Genomic DNA, 21,623 nt, shown 5'->3' on the forward strand with positions numbered 1-21,623 from the left:
GCTTATCCGGCATCTCGCCTTTCGAAACAAGCCGCCGACGGGTCACGAACGACTGAATGCAAGCAACCCGTTCCAGTCTGTCACGCGTACCTTGCCATATCCCAGTTCGATCAGGTCCTTGTCTTCAAGCCGTCGCAGCAGGCGGCGCACCGTCGGCAGCGACATGACATTTTTCATGCCGATCTCTTCCTGTGACGCATTGATCCACCCGCCTGCTGTCGGCAGATTGTCATTGGAAAACAGCAACCATGCGGCGAGCCGGCGCGATTTGTCAGGTATGGTGAGGATCGCCATCAATCGCATCAGGACGGCCATGTTTCGATGCGTGAGCGCGTAGAACAGGCTGATGAATTCCGGATTCGTGCGGATCAGTTCATTGATCCGGGCCTGAGGCAGGAACCAGCAGTCGACATTTGTATCGGCGGTCAGCGTTACCAGACGGTTGGCCTTGGAGAATGAGGCCAGATCACCGATCCAGAAGCCGGGGCCGCCTGCATAGCAATCGTAAATGGTTCCGCTGTCCGTCGGAATCGAAACCGTGATCCGACCCTCGATGATGCCGTAAATCCCGTCTGACATGTCACCGAAGCGATAGAGCGTGTCATCTGTTTTGAAACGCCGCAGCCCACCGCAGGCCAGAAGCCTGCGCCGCAGGGTAGCCGGGCAATCCGACAACCATCCCCGGCATTTGAAGAGGTGATCCGCTGCTTCAAGGTCAATTGTCATAAAAATTTTTTGCCAGAATTGGATCAAATGATCAATTCCTGCAACCGTGGTTCGTGTCACAACGTTCAAGGGACTTGGCGAAAGGTAAAATAGCGTCAGGTTGCACTCTGTTCACCCGTAGTCGCGATGCGGAGTGGAAAGAATCCAGCCAGCCAACACTGCCAGAAATGCGCTTTCGTCGTTCTCAGGAAAAAGAAGCCCCGACATGGGCTTTGACCAAAGAAATGAAACCACGGGGGAATTCACGCATGTTATCAGAAACGTTTGTTCCGCGATGCGGGTCAGGTCGGCTGGGGCGGGTCGCCGCGCTTGCCTGTACCGTCGCGCTTTCTGCTGCACTTGGCGCGCCTGCAGGGGCGCAGGAGCAGGAGCAAAAGCCCAACATCCTCGTGATCTGGGGGGATGATATCGGGCAAACCAATATTTCGGCCTACAGCTTTGGGCTGATGGGCTACGAGACGCCCAATATCGACCGGATCGCCGACGAAGGCATCATGTTCACCGACTACTACGCCGAGCAAAGCTGCACCGCAGGGCGGTCGACCTTTATCACCGGCCAGTCGACCTTGCGCACCGGTCTCAGCAAGGTTGGACTGCCCGGCGCCGATATCGGCATACGTGACGACGATGTGACGCTCGCATCCGCACTCAAGGATCTGGGCTATGCGACCGGTCAGTTCGGCAAGAACCACCTGGGCGACAAGGACGAGTTCCTGCCGACGGCGCATGGTTTTGACGAGTTTTTCGGCAATCTCTACCATCTGAACGCCGAGGAAGAGCCGGAGAATTTCAATTACCCGGCCGACCCGGAGTTTCGCAAGAATTTCGGACCGCGCGGTGTGATCAAGTCGTCGGCTGACGGTGCCATAGAAGATACCGGGCCGCTGACCAAGAAGCGCATGGAAACCGTGGATGAGGAAACCTCGGCCGCAGCCATCGACTTCATGCGGCGGCAGGTCGAGCAAGGCAAGCCGTTCTTCGTCTGGATGAACACCACGCGCATGCACTTCCGCACGCATGTCAAGCAGGAGAACCGCAGCGATCCCGGTCTGACCGCACTGACCGAATATGCGGATGGCATGGTCGAACATGACGGTATCGTCGGCCAAATCCTTGATGCGGTGGACGAGATGGGCATCGCAGACAACACGATCGTGATGTATTCGACCGATAACGGCCCGCACCAGAACTCGTGGCCGGATGCCGGTACGACGCCGTTCCGCAGCGAAAAGAACACCAACTGGGAGGGTGCGTTCCGGGTGCCCGCGCTGATCCGGTGGCCCGCCAGGTTCGAGGCGGGCACGGTCAGGAACGGCATGTTCTCGGGGCTCGACTGGTTCCCGACACTGATGGCCGCCGCAGGCGATACGGACATCAAGCAGCGTCTGCTGGACGGCACCACCATCGACGGCAAGGAGTACAAGATTCATCTGGATGGGTACAACCAACTGCCCTACCTGACCGGTGAGGCCGATGACACCGCGCGCAAGGAGTTCTTTTATTTCAATGACGACAGTGCCCTTGTCGCGCTGCGCTATGAAAACTGGAAGTTCGTGTTTCAGGAGCAACGTGCCAAGGGCACAATGAGCGTCTGGGCCGAGCCCTTCACGAAGCTGCGGGTGCCGAAACTGTTCGACCTGCAATCGGACCCTTATGAACGGGCAGACCGGACGTCGAACACCTATTACGATTGGTTGATCGACCACTCTTACCTGATGGTGCCGGCACAGGCCGAGGTTGCGCGGTTCTTCTCGACCTTCGAGGAATATCCGCCGTCACAAAAAGCGGCGAGCTTCTCGGTCGATCAGATCCAGAGCACTCTGGAAAAGCAATTGAGCGGAATGGCGCAGTAACTCTAAGCTGGCGGGGCGGTGTTCCCGCTGGCTCTTTATCCTTTCGGCGGGCCGCCCGATTTGGGCGGCCTTTTTCACGTGATGCGATGATTGTGTGCCTTGACCGATCTCAGGAGGGTTTGCACGCATCGGGAAAGGCCGCGGCAAAGGCGGGGTGTGCCGCGCATGCGGCCTCGACAGCCGTGACGCGGGGCAGGTCGTCGATCCCGACGCCCCAGCGGCGGGCGTTGTAGACCTGTGGCATCAGGCAGAGATCGGCCAGTCCCGGGGTTTCTCCGCAGCAATAGGGCGATTGCTCGAACCCGCCCAACAGGGTTTCAAAGGCCTGCATGCCGGGGCGGATGAAATGCTGCATCCATCGCTCCATCGCATCGTCCTGCCCCGAGATGTCCCGCGCGTGTTTCGCCACGGACAGGTTGCAGATCGGGTGGATGTCGATCGCAATAGCATGCGACAGGGCGCGAACACGGGCGCGCAGGGCCGGATCCGCAGGCAGCAGGTTCAGCCTGCGGGTTTCGTCAAGATATTCGATGATCGCGAGCGATTGGGTCAGCAGCAGACCATCGATTTCAAGTGCCGGAACAAGACCCTGCGGATTGCGGGCGAGATGCTCGGCCGACCGCTGTTCGCCTTTCACGAGATCGACGGTTACGCTGTCAAACGCGATCCCGGCAAGGTTCAGGGCAATCCGTACCCGGTAGCTGGCCGATGAGCGCCAATAATCATACAGGACGACGTCAGTCATCGGCATAGCTTCTTGCGGTCTCGATGAGGTCGGTCAATACCGCCAGATCTCCGATCCGGTTTGCCATCAGCAGGATCAGGCGGGCGTTCATCGCGTGACTCTGGGCCTCGCTCAGCCCCTCATGGGCCTGAATCAGGGTATTGTAGAAATCATCCTGATCCGGGCTCAGCCTGTCGGGTGCAATGCTCATGCTGCGCTCTCCTCGAGTTCGGCACCCAGGGCCCGTGCGCGGGCGGCGAGAACCGATTGCTCCGTCGGCGGGTCGAATACCGCGCAAACGTGACCGTCCGGGCGGAAAAGATAGGCCTTGCCCGACCCGTAACGCCGGATCGCATGACCATTGGTCGCCGTGAAACAGGGGTAATCCGCCCTCTGGTTGATGCCGATCCTGCGCACCGATGGCAGGTTGGGCAGAACCACATCGCCAAAACCGACGAGCGTGAATTGCCCCTGAACTTCGTTCAGCAGCCAGCTGGTTCCGGTTTCGCTCTCCAGCGGTGCGTCAATCAACGCCCGACCCGGCGCGACCTGAGCGGTGCCGGGGGTTTGCAGATCCATGCCTTCGAGCGAGCATGGGACCGAGAGCCGCCCCGAGTTGAGCAGTTTCTGGGCAAAAGGTTGATCCTGCGCCAATGTCAGCGCTTCGGCCCGGAACAACGCCTCAATCGGGGTTTTCGGCGTCATGAAATTTGTCGACCGCGACGAATTCTTGATGTTCTCCGCCGCGCCGTGGCTGCGCTCCTGGTGGTAGGTGCGGATCAGCGAGGCCGGGGCATTGTCGGTCAGCACGGCGGCCAGCTTCCAGCCAAGATTGTCGACATCCTGAATGCCGCCATTTCCGCCACGCGCGCCAAACGGGCTGACCACATGGGCGCTGTCACCGACAAAGATCACCCGGTTATGCACCATCTGATCGAGCTTGATGCAGCGGAACTTGTATACGCTGACCCAATCGAGCTTGAACGGCTTGTCGCCCACGATTGCCTTGATCCGCGGGACGACCTTGTCCTCGGCGGCTTCGGCCTTGCCGTCGGCGTCTGCGTCCAGCTGCAGATCGATGCGATAGATGTTGTCGGGCTGCATGTGCAGCAGCGCGGATTTGCCCGGATGGAACGGGGGATCGAACCAGAACCAGCGTTCGGGTACGTCCTCATCACCAAAGGGGCTTTGCTCCATTTCGATATCCGCGATCAGGAACTGCTCTTCGAAGGTCTGGCCGCTGAATTCAAGGCCCATCCGTTGCCGGGTTGCCGAACCGGCCCCGTCACAGGCGATCAGATAGTCGGCTTCGATCTGGTATTCACCGTCGGGCGTTTCGATCTGCAAGGCGACGAAATCGCCCTTGTCCTGATGGCCGACGACCTTGTTCTTGAAACGCAGGTCTATCAACTCGGGGAACTCACCCGCGCGATCCACGAGATATTCTTCGACGTAATATTGCTGGAGATTGATGAAAGCCGGATATTTGTGCCCGTCTTCCGGCAGCAGGTCGAAATTGTAGACCTCCCTGTCGCCGTAGAACTGCCGGCCCACCTTCCAGGTGACACCTTTTTCCAGCATGCGCTGGCCGATGCCCAGGCGATCGAAAATTTCCAGCGTGCGCTTGGACCAGCAGATCGCACGGCTGCCGATCGACACCACATTGTTGTCATCCAGCACCACCGATCTGATCCCGCGTTGGGCGAGATCGACGGCCATCGCCAGACCAATGGGGCCGGCGCCGACAATCGCCACCGCATGGCGTGGTTCGGTCCCCGTCAGCCCCGGAGGCGCGACATAGGGGAAAGGGGTATAATCATAAGCCATCAGTATCCTCCATTCCGATGGGCCGTCCGTGGGCAGCCTGTGCCGTGATCGCGGCATCCGGCCTGGTCACGGACGACGGTTCGCCGGCGCGGATCTCCGTTCGGCAAACCATCGCAGGTTCCGGTTCAGCCTTGCAGCGCATCCCACATTTCCAGATCGCGCTGCGCGGTCCAGATGCGGGGGGTGTCGATGCCGCGGGCTTCGTCATAGGCGCGGGCGACGTTGAAGGGCAGGCAGTGTTCGTAGATCGCGTAATCGGCGAATTTCGGATCACATTCCGCGCGCACCGCGTCCCATGCCTCTTTCAGGGAACCGCCGCGCGCGGCGACCCGGGCGGCGGGGCGATAGGTGCTTTCCACGAAATCACGGGTGATTTCGATCGCGGCATTCACCATGTCGGGACCGATCAGCGCGTCGCCGCGCCCTGGGGCGATGGCATCGACATCGAACCATTTGATGGCGTCCAGCGTGTCGCCCCAATCGGAGAAATGACCGTCGCCGCAATAGCAGGCGCTGTGATATTCGACGATGTCGCCGGTGAACATGACATTCTGATCGGGCACGTGGATGACGATATCACCGGCGGTATGCGCGCGGCCCAGATGCATGAGATCCACCCGGCGGTTGCCGAGATACACGGTCATGCTGTCGCTGAAGGTGGTGGTCGGCCAGGTCAGGCCCGGGATCGATTCGTGGCCTTCGAACAGGCGCGGGAAACGCTGGAACTCACTGTCCCAGTCTTCCTGGCCGCGTTCGACAACCATGGCGCGCGCGATGTCCGACATCAGGATCTGCGAGGCGCCGAAGGCCGAGGCACCGAGCACGCGAACCGCGTGATAATGGGTCAGCGCCACGTGGCTGATGGGCTTGTCGGTAATCTTGCGCACCTTCTCGATCACCTTGTTGGCCAGACGCGGAGTTGCCTGGGCCTCGACGATCATCACGCTGTCATCGCCGATGATGACGCCGCTATTGGGGTCGCCCTCGGCGGTGAAGGCCCAGAGACCTTCACCAACTTCGGTAAAGCTGATTTCCTTTTCGCTCATATCGCCCTGGGATGCGAATGCCTTGGCCATGTATGATGTCCTTTTGAGGTCTGTGCCGGTGGCAGGGTGGGAAGCCTCCGGCGGGAGTATTTTCGACAAAGATGAAATGTCAGCGCGCGTAAGGTTCTTCGAGCGCCGGCAGAACCTTGCCCGAGCAATCGCCAAAGCCGATGCGATAGCCGTCGCCCTGCGCATGGCCCGACAGGGTGAGCGTGTCACCGTCGAGCAGGAAGCTGCGCTCGTCGCCGGTATCCAGTTGCAAGGGTTCCTTACCGCCCCAGCTGAGTTCCAGCAGGCTGCCGCGCTCGGATTTGGTCGGGCCTGAAATGGTGCCCGAGCCGAGCAGGTCGCCGACATTCATCGGACAGCCGGATGTGGTATGATGCGCCAGTTGCTGGGCCGAGGAGTAGTACATTTCCTTGTAGTTGGTGCGCGCGATGGTGGAGGCGGGTTTGCCTTCCGGGGCGAGCGTCACCGTAAGATCGATGTCATAGAGCATCGGGCCGCAATCCCTGAGGTGGTCCAGCAACTCGAATTCGCGCGCGGGCGTGTCGGCGCGGAAGGGTTCGAGCGCCGGTTTGGTCACGATCCACGGGCTGATCGAGGTGGCGGTTGCCTTGGCCTGGAACGGTCCGAGCGGTTGGTATTCCCAGGCCTGGATGTCACGTGCGGACCAGTCGTTCAGGAGCACGTAGCCAAAGATCGCGTCGTCCGCTTCCTTGACGGTGATCGGCCCGTCGCTGGCGACGCCGACGATGGCGCCCATTTCCAGCTCGAGATCGAAGCGCCGACAGGGCAGGAAGGCCGGAAGATCGTGATCCGGCGATTTCAACTGACCCCAGGGGCGGCGGATACCGGTTCCGGACACCACCACGGAGGACGCGCGCCCGTTGTAACCGATCGGGATGTGCAGCCAGTTCGGCGGCAGGGCGTTTTCTGGGCCGCGGAACATGGTTCCGACGTTGAAGGCGTGATTCCGCCCGGCATAGAAGTCGGTGTATTCGCTGACCATGAAGGGAAGATGAAGCGTGGCCTGATCTATCGGCACGAGCAGCGGCTCAACCCTGTCGCGGTCGGCGGCGCCATCCGAGAGCAACGCGGTCAGACGGTCGCGCAGAGCGGCCCATACTGCCGGACCTTCTTCCATCAGGTCGTTCCAGAACGGCATCTCAAAGAGCGCCACGTCCGCAAGGGTGATCAGGCCGCTTTCCTCGGCAGCCTGCATGTCGAGGATCATGTCTCCGATGGCGACGCCACATCGCGGGTCGGTGTCGGCGGTGGAAAAGACACCGTAGGGCAGATTGTTCAGGGGAAACGGATGGTCAGCTGCGTTGGCGCTCTCTACCCAGCTTTTGATCAGGGGCATGTGTCTTCCTTTGTCGTCGTGTCACGGATGTGGGATCTGTCCACTCCGGCTTACTTGGTTCCGGGGGTTCCGTCGAATTTCTTTTCGATGTCGTCCCAGCAATCGATATAATCGTCCTGCAGCGGCGCTTCCTTGGCGGCAAACGCCGTGAGATGCTGCGGGAAGCGGGTTTCGAACATGAACGACATGGTGTTGTCGAGCTTCTCCGGGCCGAGATCGGCGTTGCTTGCGCCTTCAAAGGCATTCTTGTCCGGGCCATGAGGCAGCATCATGTTGTGGAGGCTCATGCCGCCGGGCACGAACCCCTGGGGTTTGGCGTCGTACTGACCGTAGATATTTCCCATCAGCTCAGACATGATGTTCTTGTGATACCACGGCGGACGGAAGGTATCTTCCATCGTCATCCAGCGTTCGCGGAACAGCACGAAATCGATATTCGCGGTTCCGGGTACGCCGCTGGGAGCGGTCAGCACCGTGAAAATCGACGGATCCGGGTGGTCGAACAGGATCGCACCGATGGGGCAGTATGTGCTCAGGTCGTATTTGACCGGTGCGTAATTGCCGTGCCATGCCACCACGTCGAGCGGGCTGTGGCCGATGCGGGTTTCGTGAAACTGACCACACCATTTGATGGTGACTGTACTGGGGGCGTCGCGGTCTTCGAAGGCGGCGACGGGGGTCTTGAAATCGCGGCGGTTCGCCATGCAGTTGGCGCCGATCGGACCGCGCCCCGGAAGTTCGAACTTCTGGCCGTAATTCTCGCAGACGAAGCCACGCGCCGGGCCGTCCAGCAGTTCGACGCGATACAGCAGCCCGCGCGGAATGATCGCGATTTCACGCGGTTCGAGATCGATGATCCCCAGTTCCGTGCAAAACCGAAGCCGGCCTTCCTGGGGCACCACCAGCAGTTCGCTGTCGGCGGAGTAGAAATAGGCATCCTGCATCGAGGCGGTGACCAGGTAGATATGGCTGGCCATGCCGACCTGGGTGTTCACATCGCCGGCGGTGGTCATGGTCCGCATTCCGGTGAGCCAGGTCAGTTCCTGATCGGAATGGGGCACCGGATCCCAGCGATATTGACCCAGGGAAATGACATCCGGGTCAATATCCGGGGCCGAGCGCCAGTAAGGCAGGTCGATCTTTTGATAGCGCGCCGAATGCTTGACCGACGGGCGAATGCGATAGCACCACGTCCGCTCGTTCTGGTGGCTGGGCGCGGTAAAGGCGGTGCCGCTCAGCTGTTCGCCGTACAGACCGTAATTGCATTTCTGCGGGCTGTTGCGGCCTTCGGGCAGGGCGCCGGGCAATGCCTCGGTTTCAAAGTCGTTGCCGAAGCCGGGCATGTAGCCGGGGCTGGTCGCCGTGGGGGTGGCGGCCTGGATCATGGAATGGGTCTTGGTCGGACGATTCATCGCGGTTCCTCCGTTTGTCAGAGGCAGGGGTAATAGTTGATTTTGTAACTAACAACGCAAAATTTTACAATCATGCATTCCCGCAGGCGAATGGCGCTCAGATGTCGGGTGTCACGCCGGGCAGATTGAGCGCTTTCATCATGTCACGAAGCTCCTGCCGGGCCGCGACATTGGAAATGTTCAGCTGTTTCACCCCGATATCCTTGAGGTCGAGCAGGGTCAGCCCGCGCGGGAACAACTCGCGAAAGACCACACGCTCGCTGAATCCGGGTGCGATCCGAAATCCGATGCGCGCGGCGAGGAGGCGCAGCGCGCGCTCCATCTTTTCCTTGTTGACCATGCGCTGCGTGCCGACGCGGTTGCGCATCACGATCCAGTCGATCGGCTGCAATCCAGCCTGGGCGCGCAGTTGTCGCGACTTCCACACCATTTCCGAATAGACCGAGGGGCCGAGTATTTTTTCGCCCTCCGAATCGATCCGTGCGAGCAGATCGAAATCCACGAAGCTGTCATTCAGCGGGGTGATCAGCGTGTCGGCAAGCGAGTGGGCGACCTGGCTTAGCCTTGTATGCGAGCCGGGGCAGTCGATCAGAATGAAATCGCTGTCGGTTTCGAGCTCGGCAACAGCCACGGACAGGCGCTGATCATAGACGTTTTCCCCGGGGTCCAGAGTGTCGGCGTCGACCTGAGGCAGATCATGGCAGGACGGTCCGGGAAGATCGAGGCCGGATTTCGTGGTAAAGTCGCGGCGATTTTCGACGTATCGGCCCATCGAACGCTGTCTGAGGTCGAGGTCAAGCGCGCTGACCCGGTGGCCCAGCCGTGCGAGGGCGGTTGCAACATGCATCGAAACCGTCGACTTGCCGGCTCCGCCCTTTTCGTTCCCGACAACGATGATATGTGCCATGCCCGATCCTTCCGCTGCCGCTTGGCGCGGCTTAGAATTTGCTGGGCACTCTATATGTTGCGGGTGGGACGATGGAAAGCGCCCACGGCGAGTTTTCCGGTCCTGTCGCAGCAGTTTCGATGGTCGGCGAACCGCGGCTGCGTCAGGTGAGTCCGGCAGCCTCGAATGCGGTGACCAGTGGCGACAGATGCGCTTCGTATCGGCGCCATCCCTGATCGCTGTCGCGGTAAATTCCCTGCCGTACCTGCGCTGTGCTGGCGGTCAGGACCGGCGTCTTTGCGGTTTGCGGTTCAAGGCAGGCATCGGTCCAGCCAAGGTCGCAGGCGTTCAACAGATTTCGGACCGTGTGTTCCGTGTTGCTGATCAGGTCGGCATAGGCCAGATCGAAAACCTGGCTGGTGAACCGCTCGGACCAGAAGCGCATCATGTCACGGTGCAGCAGCGTGTAGGCGGCGATGTCGGCCATGTCATAGGCAAAGCCATTCCCCGGCGACGCGAACAGGTGACGGAACAGCGACCACGCCACGGGCATGGGCGCGCGTGTCAAAGAGACGATCCGCGCCTCGGGCAGCGCGGCGCAGATCAGCCCGGCCCAGCGGAAGTTCAGTGGCATCTTGTCGATCAGCACCGCCGACCCGTCCGAGTGCCGCCCCATCCCGTCGATGATCCGCGCGCGCAGTTCAAGCAGGTCGTCGCGGCTCGGGGCCGGGCGGTTTTCGTCCTGTAACCTGCGCAGCAGCGGCACGATGGCGTTTGACACGACCGACAACTCCCCGGCGGGTTGTGCGTCATCCGTTTGCCCGAGTATGCGTTCAACCAGCGTGGTGCCGGAGCGGGGCAGGCCGACGACAAAGATCGGGCGCGGCGCGTCGGTATAGTCGGGGGGCAGGGCGTCGGGCGGTTCGGCCAACAGGGATTTGTACCACGCGAACCGCTGCGCCTCGCGTGTGATGTCGAAACCGGATGCGGCCTTGCACAATCGGTTGCCGTGCAGCAAGTGAGCAAAGGCGGTATCCTTGTCACCGGTATCATCCAGCGCCTTGAACAGGGCGAAATGCAAGGCTGCGACGTCGGGATCGTCCTTGCGGTGGCGTGTCAGCAGCTCTTGCATCTGGCGAATATGTGGATCGCCCGAGGTGAAGGTCTTGCACCCGGCGAGGTTCTGGTGAAGCGAAGCGATATCCGGGCTGAGGGCGATGGCCCGGGCGAAATAATCGGCGGCCTGCTTCATGTCGCCATTGGCCAGTGCGATGAGTCCAAGGTGGTTGAGCGGTCCGGCCCGGTCACCATCCTGTTGCATCGCCGCGATGTGGCAGTCTTGCGCCGCATCCAGCCGCCCGAGTTCGCGCAGAATGCACCCCTTGGTGTCCAGCGCCACGGGGTCATCCGGATGATATCGCAACACTGCATTCACCGCCTCCAGCGCCGCGTTGCCGCGCCCCATGTCGAGCAGGCAGCGGCACAGTGACAGGCCCAATCCTGCATGACCGGGGCGGAGCGCGACCGCATCGGTCCAGTGCTGTGCCGCCTCGTGAAACTGGCGCATGTGCTGGCAATGCCGGGCCTTTTCGGCAAGGAGCGACGCGGCGGACGAACCGATCGCCGCAAGCGCCTTGCGCGCGCGCAGGTTGCCCGGAAACCGCGACAGGACGGTGCCATAATCGCGTGCCGCTCCGGTGATGTCGCCCGCGCGCCTCGCACCTTCCGCGCGGGTCAGGATCTTGCGGACATCCAGAGAGGGTTGATCCGCGTGCATATGGAGCTGAACGGACATGGCGTTTCCGGTGCTGTATCAGATTTCACTGCAGGGTGGCAGCAAAGCCTTGCCAAATCGTCACCGTCGTGACGAAACCCGACGACACCAAACGCAAAACGCCGCGGCGAGGGCCGCGGCGTTGCATCGAACAGGATCGATCGGTTCGATCAGAAACCGAGACCTTCGTATTTTTTCTTGAACTTGGACACGCGACCGCCGGTGTCCATCAGGCGGGTGCCGCCACCGGTCCATGCGGGGTGCACACTGGGATCAATATCAAGTGCCAGCGAGTCGCCTTCCTTGCCCCAGGTCGATTTCATCTGGATCACGGTCCCATCGGTCAGTTTGACGTCGATGAGGTGGTAGTCGGGATGGATATCTTTTTTCATGTGTCCGCTCCTCAGGCCTGAGCGCCCGACTTGGGCTTGTAGTTCGAATCTTCCGCGATACGGGCGGATTTGCCGCGACGCGAGCGCAGGTAGTAAAGCTTGGCGCGGCGAACACGGCCACGGCGCACCACGGTGATGCTTTCGATATTGGTCGAGTGCAGCGGGAAAACACGTTCCACGCCTTCACCAAAGGAAATCTTGCGCACGGTGAACGCGCCGGCGATACCGTTACCGCCCTTGCGCGAAATGCAGACGCCTTCGTAGTTCTGCACACGGGTGCGCGACCCTTCGGTCACTTTATAGCCGACACGGATGGTGTCTCCGGCTTTAAAATCGGGAATGTCCTTTCCCAGGGCGGCAATCTGTTCCGCCTCAAGCTGTGCGATAAGATCCATCGCATCTCTCCTAATTGCTCGCGGTTTATCCACGAAGATTTGCGCGTCCTCAGAGCTCTTGGTCTTCACCGGGTCCACCGCAGTGCCCGCCAGAGATCAGGTCGTCATTCCTTGGTCACTTTCTTGTTGCCAGCCCCGCGCAGGTCGAAGAAAACAGGCGGACGAACAGCAAAAAGGCCCCGAGTCGCTTTCGCCACCGGGAATTCGCGCGGTATAGGAGGTTTGACCGGGGTGATCAAGGGGGGTCTTCTGGCGCGAGGCTGGATTGATTGCAGCGCGCGCCAACCCCGCGCTGAACGGTTTTCGTCAGCTTTCCGAGCCGGTGTCTTGCCGATAGCGTGCCCACAGGTCAGGGCGTCGCTGTTTCGTGATCCGTTCGGACATGTCGCGCCGCCACCGCGCGGTCTTGGCGTGATCTCCTGCGGTCAGGACCGCCGGGATCGTGCGGTCTTTCCAGGTCGCGGGGCGGGTGTATTGCGGGTGTTCGAGCAGGCCTTCGGAAAAGCTCTCTTCTTCGGTCGAGGCATCGTTGCCCAACACCCCCGGCAATAGCCGGACCGTCGCATCGATCAGCGCCTGTGCCGCGATTTCGCCCCCGGTCATCACAAAGTCACCGAGGCTGACTTCCTGCACGCCATATTCCTCGAGAACCCGTTCATCGACGCCCTCGAAGCGACCGCACAACAAGGTGACCCCATCCGCGGATGCGAGCGATTTCATCAATTCCTGCGTCATCGGGCGACCGCGTGGTGACAGGTAGATCAGCGGACAGTTTCCGGTCGCATGGCTCTGCGCGGCCTCGATTGCCGGGCCGACTACATCGGCGCGCAACACCATGCCCGCGCCACCGCCTGCCGGGGTGTCATCGACGTTGCGGTGCTTGCCGATGCCAAAGCCGCGCAGGTCGATCGTTTCCAGCTGCCAAAGTCCTTCCTGCAACGCCTTGCCGGTCAGGCTTTCACCCAGAACGCCGGGGAAGGCGGTGGGGAACAGGGTGATGACCCTGGCTTTCCAGACCCCCTTGAGATCAGGAGTCGGAGTGATCAGCTCACGCGGCTGCGACGACGCGCGGATGGTCTTGCGGCCCAGCGACCGGTGATTGGCTGAAGAAGGTTTGGTTGGCTCGGTCATGGCGGCGTCTTAGGGGAATGACGCGGGCAAGAAAACGGAAATCTCTGCTTCGCGCTGTTGGGAGGTGCCACATTTGTCCTGTCGGACTTTGGCGACCCCATGAAAACGCGCATCGAGTGAGACCGCATGGAAAAAGCTGCCCTGCGGTTCCGATCTTGTCCCGGCCTACGGACTGGTCCCGCTGATCGCCGGAGCAGTGACACCGCCGCAAACGGGCCGATCCAGCGGTGGTCTTGAATACAATCCGGACTACGTTGCGATTTGATCAATCAAGTGCCCCGTCATCAGGGAATTCGGCGCAATTGCAGCGCCGCGTTGACGGAGAGGTCCGGCCATCTTTTACCTGCCTGTGCGGCGCTCACCCCCGGTCGGTGTGGTCGGTTTCACGGCAATGGCGACGGAATGCGCGTTTGAGTACGTCGAGTTCTGCGCGCAGAAGATCGACCTCGGCCCGCAGATTGTCGGCGGCGATGTCCCCGGCGACAAGTGTGAATTCCCCGAGTTTTTCATTGCTTTCGGCATCCATGACCATGAATGTCTGGACACCATCGCTCAGCGCCCATTTGGGTAGCGGGACCAAGAGATCCCATTGCCCGGTGCCCGCGCCCCTGGTCAGTTTCACATCCTCCAAGAGCTGATCGAGGTGACGCACTTCGATCCTTGGTTTCGCTCTGCGGGCCGGGGCAGAGACGCGCCCTTCCCATTGGCCGTTCAATAGGCGGATCTTGGTCAGGATCAGATCACTCATTGCAGAAGTTTCCAGTTACAGCGCGGCACGGCGATGGCGCGCAAAGGTCAGGTCACGCAGGATGACCTGATTCATCTCGGGCGTTTCAAAAATCAGGTCAAGCCAGATCTTGTTGATCCGCTTCTCGTTGATCCGGGTGTGGGCGAGATCGAAGTCGACGCGCGCCGTCGTGTTATGCGAGGGCAGTTTGCGACTGATCTGTTCGGTGTTGGGACCGTGCTCGATATTGAGGCGGGCGTAGATGTCCAGCGGGGACTCGATTTCGAGAATGCTCTCGATGCGCAGGATGTGATCGCGCTGCAGGTTTTCCGCTGCCGCCGTCGGCAGGTCGATCGCCAGCGAAAGAAACGAGCCGTCAAATCGGAACACGTCCATCCGCAAACCGAACGGGGCCAGATCCTGAGCCCGTTTGTTGCGCAACTGGCGCAGGGTCAGTTCCGACGCCGAGCAATCGTGAAACACCTGAACCTCGCCACCGAGCGCGGCTTCGCTGGTCACTGAGCTCAGGCCGGGATAGGGCAGAGGACCGCACCAGACCTCCGGACGCCAGGCCCAGTCGGTGCCGTGTGGCCGGGGGAAAGAGCACGACCCGAGTTTTGGCACGGCAAGCCGTCCATCGGCCACATGCATCAGGCGATCGAGAATGACGGCCAGCCGGCGTGCTTCGGCGCGTTGCTGGCGCAATTCCGCAGGCTCGGTTTTGTCTGCAGTATTCGCAATGCGCCGCCAGCGGCGACGGACGCGCGCGTTATGCAGCCGGTTCATCATTTTGCGCATCGCTCGTTCTTTTGCCAAGTCGGCCTCCTTGGCGCATATTTAACGAATTCGTTGCAAGGGGATAAACCGGCAATGGTGCCGCATGTCGCTCTCGTGCTGATGACGTGATGCAGCGCCCGGTGCCGTCCCTGACACTTGCGCATCCTATCTGATTCGTCGGCTCTGCACGATCAAGGTCGAAGGCTGGCCCGGACGGTTCCGTTCCGTCCGGGCCAGCGGGTCAAAGATCCATGTAGACGTGCTTTTCCTGGTCTCCGCCGGGATGCGTGACCGCGCCCTTGTAGGTCGCACCGACCAGCTGGGCGTATTTCCAGAGCGCACCCGAAGCGTAGATGGTTTCGCGCGGCCCTTTCCAGTCAGCCTTGCGGGCCTGCAACTCTTCGTCGGTCAGGTCGACGCTGATTTCGCCATTTGGCGCATCGATGGTGATGATATCGCCGGTCTGGATCAGGGCAATCGGGCCGCCCTGAGCGGCTTCGGGGCCGACATGGCCCACGCAGAAGCCGCGGGTTGCGCCCGAGAAACGCCCGTCGGTGATCAGCGCGACTTTCTTGCCCATACCCTGACCCGAAAGTGCCGCCGTGGTGGCCAGCATCTCACGCATTCCGGGACCGCCCGAAGGCCCTTCGTTGCGGATCACGATGACTTCGCCCTCTTCATAGCCACGGGCCTTGACCGCTTCGAACGCGTCTTCTTCGCATTCAAAAACACGCGCCGGGCCGACAAAGCGCTGATGGTTTGACGGGATGCCCGCAACCTTGACGATGGCGCCTTCGGGCGCGAGGTTGCCTTTGAGACCGACAACGCCGCCGGTTTTGGTCAGCGGATTCTCGATGGGATAGATCACGCGGCCATCGGCCTCGCGGTCGATCTTGTCGAGTTCCTCGCCGATCGTTTTGCCGGTGGCGGTCATGCAGTCTTCGTGGATAAGCCCGGCCTTGCGCAACTCTTTCATCACGACAGGAATGCCGCCGGCGTCATAGAGATCCTTGGCGACATATTGTCCGCCAGGCTTGAGATCGACAAAATAGGGCGTCTCGCGGAAGATGTCGCAGACATCCTGCAGGAAGAAATCGATGCCGGCCTCGTGCGCGATTGCGGGCAGGTGCAGCCCCGCATTCGTCGAACCGCCGGTGCAGGCCACCACGCGTGCGGCGTTTTCCAGAGACTGCCGGGTGACCACATCGCGGGCGCGGATGTTCTTTTCAAGCAGGTTCATCACCGCCTGTCCCGATGCCTCGGCGTATTGATCGCGGGATTCGTAAGGTGCCGGCATCCCCGAACTGTTCATCAGGGCAAGACCGATGGCCTCGGAGACACAGGCCATGGTGTTGGCGGTGAACTGGCCCCCGCAGGCACCGGCAGACGGGCAGGCAACGCGTTCGAGCATGTCGAGCGCGGCATCGGACATGGTGCCGTTCTGATGGCGGCCGACCGCTTCGAACATGTCCTGAACCGTCAGGTCGCGGGTGCGGAAATCTTCCGGAATTTCGTTGACCTGCGGAGCCTTGCCCGGAAGGATCGACCCGCCGTAGATGAACACCGACGGAGTGTTGAGCCGGACCATCGCCATCATCATGCCGGGAAGGGATTTGTCGCATCCCGCCAGCCCGACAAGCGCATCATAACAATGCCCGCGCATGGTGAGTTCGACCGTGTCGGCAATCGCCTCGCGGCTGGCCAGCGAACTGCGCATGCCTTCATGGCCCATGGCAATGCCATCGGTCACGGTGATCGTGGTGAATTCGCGCGGTGTGCCGGAGGCGGCCTTGACGCCCAGCTTGACCGCCTGTGCCTGCCGGTTGAGCGAGATATTACAGGGCGCTGCCTCGTTCCAGCAGGTCGCAACGCCGATCAGCGGCTGATGGATTTCCTCGTCGCTGACGCCCATCGCATACATGTAGGATCGGTGCGGCGCGCGCTCGGGACCCTCGGTCACGTGACGACTGGGCAGGTTGGTCTTGTCAAACTTTCTCTTGAGCATGGCGGGCCTCCGGAAAACTAGCTGAGATCGGGCATAGCCGTGCGCCCGGTGAGGTACAAGAGTGAAGCTAGGCTGCGGCAAGCGTTACCGGGCGTTCGCGTATCGGAAGATGGACCAATGCGCTGAAGGCGCCGACCGCGATGCCGATCCACCAGACCAGGGTGTAATCTCCATAGATATCGTACATGCGCCCACCGAGCCAGACGCCGAGAAAGCTGCCAAGCTGGTGGCTGAAGAATATGATGCCATAGAGCGTGCCCATGTAGCGTAGCCCGTAAATCTGGCCGACAAGACCGGAGGTCAGGGGCACCGTCGCCAGCCAGAGCGAGCCCATGCCGACCGAAAAGAGGACCACGGACAGCGGCGTGATCGGCATCAGGATAAACGCGGCGGCAATCACGGTTCGCGCCGTATAGATCGCCGCGAGCAGGTATTTCTTTGAAAAGCGGTTGCCGGCCCAGCCGGCAATCAGTGTCCCCGCGACATTCGCAACCCCGATCAGCGAAATCGCGATCGCGCCGAGCGCGGACGTGGTGGTGATGCCGATGCCGTGCAGAACGCCACCGGGCAGGATCGGGCCGCAGAGTTCGGTGACAAAGGCCGGAAAGTGCGCCGTGATAAAGCCGAGCTGATAGCCGCAGCTGAAAAAACCCATGAAGATCATCAGGAACGTGGGATCCCGCAGCGCCTGGCCCACCACCTGGCCCATGCCCTCGCCGGCGACAATACCGTCCTGACGTGCCGGAGCACGCATGAACGGCAAGGTCAGGATCGTCGCGGCAATCGCGATTGCAAAGATCACGAAAACCTGCTGCCAGAGAAGAAATCCGAGCAGCCACTCGACAAGCGGCGGACCGACAATCTGACCGCCGCTGCCTGCCGCGGTCACGATGGCGAGGGACATCGAGCGGTTTTCGTCGCTCGCGGCGCGGGCCACCACTGCGAGGATGACGCCGAACCCGGTACCGGCAATGCCAAATCCCACGAGCCATGAATAGGCTTGATGTTCAAGCGGGGTGACCGATTGTGCAGACAGGACCAGCCCGAGGGCATAAATCAACGCGCCGGCAATGATCGCTTTGCGGTCGCCGATCTTTTCCGCCAGGGCGCCGAAAATCGGCTGACCAATACCCCACGCCAGATTCTGAATTGCGATCGCCATCGAAAACTCGGCCCGGGGCCAGCCGAATTCCTCGGCGATGGGAATCTGGAACACGCCATACGAGCCCCGAATCGCAAAGCTGACGAGGATGATGGCACAGCCGACCAGAAGAACGGGCGTGAACAATGGCGGTTTCTGATACATCGTCGGGCTCCTGAAGTGCGGTTCTGTAAACTAGAGAAAACGCCCGTATTCGCAATTCAGGATATTTTGCCTCTCGCATCAAAATCGTTGATGCATCGCGCCGAACCCACCGCTTTCCAACACCGGTTCGGCGCGTTATGCGTATGCCATGAGCCGTGTTTCCGACATCTATGCCGCGCGCGTCGCGGATGGCAGCCTGCGGCGCGACGCGGTGCAAGAGGCCGTCCTTCCCGAGTTCGAACGCATCGCCAAGGCCCTCGCGACGCCTGTCAGGCGCGGTCTTTTTCGCAAGGCCCCCGAACCTGTCAAAGGGCTTTACCTGTGGGGAGGAGTCGGTCGCGGCAAGTCGATGCTCATGGACCTCTTTGTCGAGGCGCTGGATGACATACCCGTGCGCCGCGTGCATTTTCATGCCTTCATGCAGGAAATCCACACCGCGATGCACAAGGCGCGGAAAGCGGGTGCGCGCGATGCCCTGGAACCTGCCGCGGCCGATGTCATCCAGTCACTTCGGGTGCTGGCCTTTGACGAAATGCAGATCACCGACATCACCGATGCCATGATCGTGGGGCGCTTGTTCGAAAAGCTGTTCGATGCTGGTATCGTGATCGTCACCACGTCCAATCGAATTCCCGACGATCTTTACAAGGACGGCCTGAACCGGCAGTTGTTCCTGCCGTTCATCGATCTGATCAAATCCAAGCTTGTCATCCATGAATTGGCCAGCGAGACGGATTACCGGCAACACCGGTTGGAGGGAGCGCAGGTCTATTTCACCCCGATCGGTCCAGAGGCGCGGGCTGATATCCAATCGGTCTGGGAAGACCTCGCCGGGGGACCGGCGGATCCCCTGACCCTGGTCGTCAACAAACGGGATGTCGTGATCCCGGCCTTCCGGAACGGCATCGCCCGCGCAAGTTTTTACGATCTGTGCGGCGTAGCGCTTGGCCCGGCGGATTACCTGGCGCTCGCAGAGGCGACACGCGTCCTGATACTCGAGGATATCCCCCGCCTGTCGCGGCAGAACTTCAATGAAGCGAAACGGTTCGTAACCCTGATAGACGCACTTTATGAGGCAAAGGTGCGCCTGATTGCGTCTGCTGCGGATCAGCCCGAAATGCTCTATGTCGAAGGCGAAGGAACCTTCGAGTTCGAGCGCACGGCCAGCCGCTTGCGCGAGATGCAGGCCGCAGATTGGGGCGCGTGATTTCATTATGATGGGGGCGCTGCCCCCGCCGCCCTGCGGGCGTCTCCCCCGGAGTATTTTGCCAAAGATGAAGTGGAAAGGTCAAAGCATCCGATCTTTGTACCGAGACATATGCGGCGGCCTTGACGTAGGTCCAGCAATCATCCTGAGTGTGGGGGGCGCAGATCTCCATGAGAGCGCCGAACATATCGGTGAATGTTCGAACTCCGATCCCTCGTAGGTGCGCCTTGAGTTTTGAAACCGCGATCTCAATCGGGTTCAGGTCGGGGCTGAAAGACGGCGGGAGTTTGAGGGAAAGACGAGCGTTCAGCGAATCGTTTTCCGACGAATGACCCTACCTTGACCCCAGTTCCTGTATCAGAACCGGCTTGACCTGAGCGGTTGACCCTCCGCCATCCATGGTGCCCCTCATTTCGATCAGTCCATACATCAGATCAGCTGGTTATGACGGAAGTTTTGTCGATGAAGGCAATGCGATCTGGTCGGGGCGAGACCGCCGGCAGACGGTGTTCGATCCAGTCATCACTCTGTTTGCGAGGCACGGCCCGATCGCGCCGGGTCTGCGTCAGGGAGGCGCCCCACCGGGGGGCTTCCTTGATCTTCATCCGTTATCGGTACACCAAACCAAACTCGAGCGGGAACCGGCCAATCGCGTCGGGATGTACTCGTAGGCCAGTTGCATCGCGCGGATCCATGGAGAATTCGCCTTTCCTCCTGGGGTGCGCTGCGATGCGGCACGAACGGTTCCGGTTCGGCGGATTACAAGGCTCCATCGCACCCGAAACGCCTCTGGCAATGGTGCGGATATATTCCATCTTCCCGAACAGTAAAAATCACAAACCATCACCCGGGGGAAGCGCTCGCATCTCAGGTTTTGAGCCGGGCGCTCTTGCGGCAGGTACATCGAGCCAAGGATGCGGCGGCACCCGGAGGGCAGATCATGGAGCAAAATGGCAGATGCGCTGGTTATCGATACCCGCGGATTCCGTGGAAAAACACCCGTTCGCGAGTGCAGAATATCGACGGCTGAACATGGCGTGAGCGCTTTTCCTGTCAGGCTTTTCACGGTTGCTGCGGTGCAGGAAGGATCTTGGCCAGCTTGCGGAGGTTCTGGGCGGTTGCAGCGAGGAGGAATTCGTCATTTGCCCCGCATGGGCCGCGTAATCGGAGCCCGTTCAGGCCAAGGATCCGTTTGAGGTGGGCGAAGAGCATCTCAACCTTCTTCCGCAGCTTCATCGAGATGACGTATTGCTCGGTTTTGGCGATCTCGCGGGCGACCTGCCGGGCATCTTCATGTTCCTCGCGGGTGATGGATCGGAAGTCCATGTTCGGGCAGCAGCGCGCCTTTGATGGGCAGGACTGACAAGTATGCTTCAGACACCGGTATTTGGCGACGCCCTTGCCGGTTGGCCCACGGTTCGGATCAGAACAGTTCCTGCGGAATTGCTTCAGCTCATGCCCTTCAGGGCAGATGTACTGGTTTTTTCGCATCCCATTCGAAGTCGGCGCGGGTCCAAGTGCCGTCGCTGCGCCCAGACTTGTCCAAGACCGGGATGTGGGGAGCAATCTGTTGGTCGACCAACCAGCCCAGCATCGGGGCCGTGCCATAGGCCGTGTCTGCGATCAGGCGCTCGGGATGGAGGTCGAACCTGGCCTTCACGCGCTTGAGCATGGTCTTGGTCGAGCCAACCTCGGCCTGCCGGATCGATCTGGTAGCTTCAACATCCACAATTACGCCATGGTCCGTGTCGATCAGATAGTTGTCGGAATAGCTGAAGAATGCCGGACCTTTACGTGCAGCAGTCCACTGGCTGGCCGGGTCGGAATGGGACGTGAACTTCGGCTGCACCTAACGCTGCCTCGTCCAAAGTGTCCAGATACTCGCGAACGGCTCGGGGCGCGTCGGCAGGATCGATCTGCTTCGCATCCCACTCTTCCTTCGGCGTCGAGTTCTGTTTGTTGGCATCGGCCTCGATCAGGCTGGCGTCGATGGCCATCCTTTGCCCGCTGACCAGGCCCTCTTCGATACAGCGGGCCACCGTGGTCTCGAACAGGTGACCCCGATGCAG

18 protein-coding genes and 1 pseudogene are annotated in these 21,623 nt (G+C 60.8%); 2 read left to right on the plus strand and 17 right to left on the minus strand.

Annotated elements, in window-relative coordinates; translation table 11 throughout:
• Positions 1-42: 42 nt before the first annotated feature.
• Positions 43-726, minus strand: a complete 684-nt coding sequence (locus AB9K34_RS16255; protein ID WP_369955481.1) for a Crp/Fnr family transcriptional regulator — start codon at positions 724-726, stop codon at positions 43-45.
• A 248-nt stretch (positions 727-974) separates the two neighbouring features.
• Between AB9K34_RS16255 and AB9K34_RS16260 the strand changes: the two genes are divergently transcribed.
• Entirely contained in the window at positions 975-2,579 is a 1,605-nt protein-coding gene (locus tag AB9K34_RS16260; protein WP_369955482.1) for an arylsulfatase, read from the plus strand.
• Between the two features lie 109 nt (positions 2,580-2,688).
• On the opposite strand, the gene maiA is transcribed toward AB9K34_RS16260, so the two are convergent.
• The 15 genes from maiA to AB9K34_RS16335 form a co-directional block, all read right to left on the minus strand.
• Positions 2,689-3,324: a maleylacetoacetate isomerase gene (gene maiA / locus AB9K34_RS16265; RefSeq protein ID WP_369955483.1), complete on the minus strand. Its 636-nt coding sequence runs from the start codon at positions 3,322-3,324 to the stop codon at positions 2,689-2,691.
• On the minus strand, positions 3,317-3,514 hold the full coding sequence (locus AB9K34_RS16270; RefSeq protein ID WP_369955484.1) for a DUF2783 domain-containing protein: 198 nt from the start codon (positions 3,512-3,514) through the stop codon (positions 3,317-3,319). Before AB9K34_RS16270 ends, maiA begins: the two co-directional genes overlap by 8 nt.
• Positions 3,511-5,130 (minus strand): FAD-dependent oxidoreductase, encoded by a 1,620-nt coding sequence (locus tag AB9K34_RS16275; protein WP_369955485.1) that lies wholly within the window; start codon positions 5,128-5,130, stop codon positions 3,511-3,513. The genes AB9K34_RS16270 and AB9K34_RS16275 overlap by 4 nt, the downstream gene beginning before the upstream one ends.
• A gap of 125 nt (positions 5,131-5,255) precedes the next feature.
• The gene (locus tag AB9K34_RS16280) at positions 5,256-6,206 is read right to left on the minus strand and encodes an MBL fold metallo-hydrolase (protein ID WP_369955486.1); all 951 of its coding nucleotides are present in this window, start codon (positions 6,204-6,206) and stop codon (positions 5,256-5,258) included.
• 79 nt (positions 6,207-6,285) lie between these two features.
• On the minus strand, positions 6,286-7,542 hold the full coding sequence (gene fahA, locus AB9K34_RS16285; RefSeq protein WP_369955487.1) for a fumarylacetoacetase: 1,257 nt from the start codon (positions 7,540-7,542) through the stop codon (positions 6,286-6,288).
• A gap of 50 nt (positions 7,543-7,592) precedes the next feature.
• Entirely contained in the window at positions 7,593-8,954 is a 1,362-nt protein-coding gene (hmgA, locus tag AB9K34_RS16290) for a homogentisate 1,2-dioxygenase (protein ID WP_369955488.1), read from the minus strand.
• 97 nt (positions 8,955-9,051) lie between these two features.
• Positions 9,052-9,861 (minus strand): division plane positioning ATPase MipZ, encoded by an 810-nt coding sequence (locus tag AB9K34_RS16295; protein WP_369955489.1) that lies wholly within the window; start codon positions 9,859-9,861, stop codon positions 9,052-9,054.
• Between the two features lie 142 nt (positions 9,862-10,003).
• Positions 10,004-11,635, minus strand: a complete 1,632-nt coding sequence (locus AB9K34_RS16300; protein ID WP_369955490.1) for a sulfotransferase — start codon at positions 11,633-11,635, stop codon at positions 10,004-10,006.
• Between the two features lie 149 nt (positions 11,636-11,784).
• The gene (gene rpmE / locus AB9K34_RS16305; protein WP_369955491.1) at positions 11,785-12,006 is read right to left on the minus strand and encodes a 50S ribosomal protein L31; all 222 of its coding nucleotides are present in this window, start codon (positions 12,004-12,006) and stop codon (positions 11,785-11,787) included.
• Between the two features lie 11 nt (positions 12,007-12,017).
• Positions 12,018-12,401: a 50S ribosomal protein L19 gene (gene rplS, locus AB9K34_RS16310; RefSeq protein WP_369955492.1), complete on the minus strand. Its 384-nt coding sequence runs from the start codon at positions 12,399-12,401 to the stop codon at positions 12,018-12,020.
• A 306-nt stretch (positions 12,402-12,707) separates the two neighbouring features.
• On the minus strand, positions 12,708-13,532 hold the full coding sequence (trmD, locus tag AB9K34_RS16315; protein WP_369955493.1) for a tRNA (guanosine(37)-N1)-methyltransferase TrmD: 825 nt from the start codon (positions 13,530-13,532) through the stop codon (positions 12,708-12,710).
• 358 nt (positions 13,533-13,890) lie between these two features.
• Positions 13,891-14,280, minus strand: a complete 390-nt coding sequence (locus tag AB9K34_RS16320; protein ID WP_369955494.1) for a hypothetical protein — start codon at positions 14,278-14,280, stop codon at positions 13,891-13,893.
• A gap of 15 nt (positions 14,281-14,295) precedes the next feature.
• Positions 14,296-15,057, minus strand: a complete 762-nt coding sequence (locus AB9K34_RS16325; RefSeq protein WP_369955500.1) for a DUF6478 family protein — start codon at positions 15,055-15,057, stop codon at positions 14,296-14,298.
• A 220-nt stretch (positions 15,058-15,277) separates the two neighbouring features.
• A complete protein-coding gene (gene ilvD, locus AB9K34_RS16330; protein ID WP_369955495.1) occupies positions 15,278-17,041 on the minus strand; it encodes a dihydroxy-acid dehydratase in 1,764 nt (587 codons plus the stop codon).
• A 67-nt stretch (positions 17,042-17,108) separates the two neighbouring features.
• Positions 17,109-18,347, minus strand: coding sequence for an MFS transporter (locus AB9K34_RS16335; protein ID WP_369955496.1), 1,239 nt, complete (start codon positions 18,345-18,347; stop codon positions 17,109-17,111).
• 148 nt (positions 18,348-18,495) lie between these two features.
• Here AB9K34_RS16335 and zapE point away from each other — a divergent pair, with 148 nt between their 5' ends.
• On the plus strand, positions 18,496-19,554 hold the full coding sequence (gene zapE, locus AB9K34_RS16340) for a cell division protein ZapE (protein WP_369955497.1): 1,059 nt from the start codon (positions 18,496-18,498) through the stop codon (positions 19,552-19,554).
• A 1,062-nt stretch (positions 19,555-20,616) separates the two neighbouring features.
• Here zapE and AB9K34_RS16345 read toward each other — a convergent pair.
• Positions 20,617-21,623, minus strand: a pseudogene (locus tag AB9K34_RS16345) (transposase); the annotation flags it as partial.

The sequence above is a fragment of the Sedimentitalea sp. XS_ASV28 genome (genome assembly GCF_041224545.1).
Taxonomy (GTDB): Bacteria; Pseudomonadota; Alphaproteobacteria; order Rhodobacterales; family Rhodobacteraceae; genus Sedimentitalea.